This is a genomic window from Micrococcus sp. HSID17227 (assembly GCF_003989405.1).
Classification (GTDB): domain Bacteria; phylum Actinomycetota; class Actinomycetes; order Actinomycetales; family Micrococcaceae; genus Micrococcus; species Micrococcus luteus.
Map to the genome: position 1 here is coordinate 1 of NZ_RBLN01000400.1, position 1,378 is coordinate 1,378.

At 76.9% G+C, this 1,378-nt stretch carries 2 protein-coding genes; both read right to left on the reverse strand.

Going from position 1 to position 1,378, the window contains the following annotated elements; translation table 11 throughout:
* Window positions 1–609: 16S rRNA (uracil(1498)-N(3))-methyltransferase (locus D8M29_RS12215; protein WP_127446022.1), on the reverse strand; the 609-nt coding region annotated here is incomplete at its 3' end.
* Window positions 606–1,378, reverse strand: a 773-nt coding sequence (locus tag D8M29_RS12220) for a DnaJ C-terminal domain-containing protein (RefSeq protein WP_127446023.1), incomplete at its 5' end; no start/stop codon positions are given. The genes D8M29_RS12215 and D8M29_RS12220, both read right to left, overlap by 4 nt.

A 1,378-nucleotide genomic window follows, 5' to 3' on the forward strand; every position in this document is an offset into this window, starting at 1 on the left:
TACGACGGCGATCTCGGCGGCCGCGGAGAGCCGCTCCGCGGGCACCGCGGACACCCCGTGCTCCGCGTCCTCGTGCAGCACGAGGACGAGCCGGCCGCCGTCGTCGTCCCGGACCAGCCCGGCGACCGCCGTCCCGGAGACGTGGTCCCGGACCGCGGGCACCCGGGCGCGACGCGCCTGCTTGGCGGCCGCGCGGGCCGTGTCCGCCCACTTCTGGCGGGCCTTGGCGGCCTTGGGACCCTTCCAGCGGACGATCGAGCGCTCGGCCTCCCAGGGCACCACGGCGTCCACGCCGAGCTCGACGGCGGCCTGGACCGCCATGAGATCCCGGTCGCCCTTGGCGAGGGCCTGGACGAGCACGAGCGCCGGGGTGGGCGCCGGCTCCTCCGCCACCGTGTCCAGCCGCACGGTCACCGCGTCCGGGGCGGCCGCGAGCACGGTGCCGTGGCCGAGCGTGCCCGACCCGTCGGCCAGGAGCACGGCCTCCCCGGGGGCCAGGCGCATGGCCGCGGCGGCGTGCCGGGCCTCGGTACCGCCGAAGACGACCTCCGCGCCCGCGCTCGCGCCGGCCAGGGCGCCCGGCTCGAGGTGGAACAGGGGGGCGGTCACAGGTTCCTCAGGTTCTCCCGCAGCCGGGCGAACATGCCCTTGGCCTGGGGCGCGCCGTGCACGACCTCCTCGCCGCGCACCTCGGCCAGGCGCTCCAGGAGCTGGCGCTGCTCGTCGTCCAGGTCGGTGGGCGTGGTGACCACCACGTCCACCTTGAGGTCGCCGCGGCCCTGCCCGCGCAGGCGGCCGACGCCCAGGCCGTGGAGGACCTCGACGTGGCCGGACTGCACGCCCGGGTCCAGGCTGACGGACTGCTTGCCGTCCAGGGTGTCCAGCGTGACGGTGGTGCCCAGGGCCGCGGCGGCCATGGGGACGGTCACGGTGGTGGCCAGGTGGTCGCCCTCGCGGCGGAAGGTCTCGTCCGGGCGGACCGCGATCTCCACGTAGAGGTCCCCGTTCGGGCCGCCGCCCGGGCCGGCCTCGCCGCGGCCGGCGAGGTGGATGCGGGTGCCGTCGTCCACGCCCGCGGGGATGCGCAGGGTCAGCGGCGTCCGGGTGCGGACGCGGCCCTGCCCGTCGCACTCGTGGCAGGGCGTCGGGATGACGGTGCCGAACCCCTGGCAGGCGGGGCAGGCCTCGGTGGCCATGACGGTGCCCAGCAGCGACCGCACGGGGCGCTGGATCATGCCGTGGCCGTGGCAGGTCTGGCAGGTCTCCGGCTGGGTGCCGGGCTCGCAGCACGAGCCCTCGCACCGATCGCAGCGCACGGCCGTGTCCAGCTCGATCGTCTGCTCGCCGCCGAAGACGGCGTCGCGCAGGTCGATCAGAG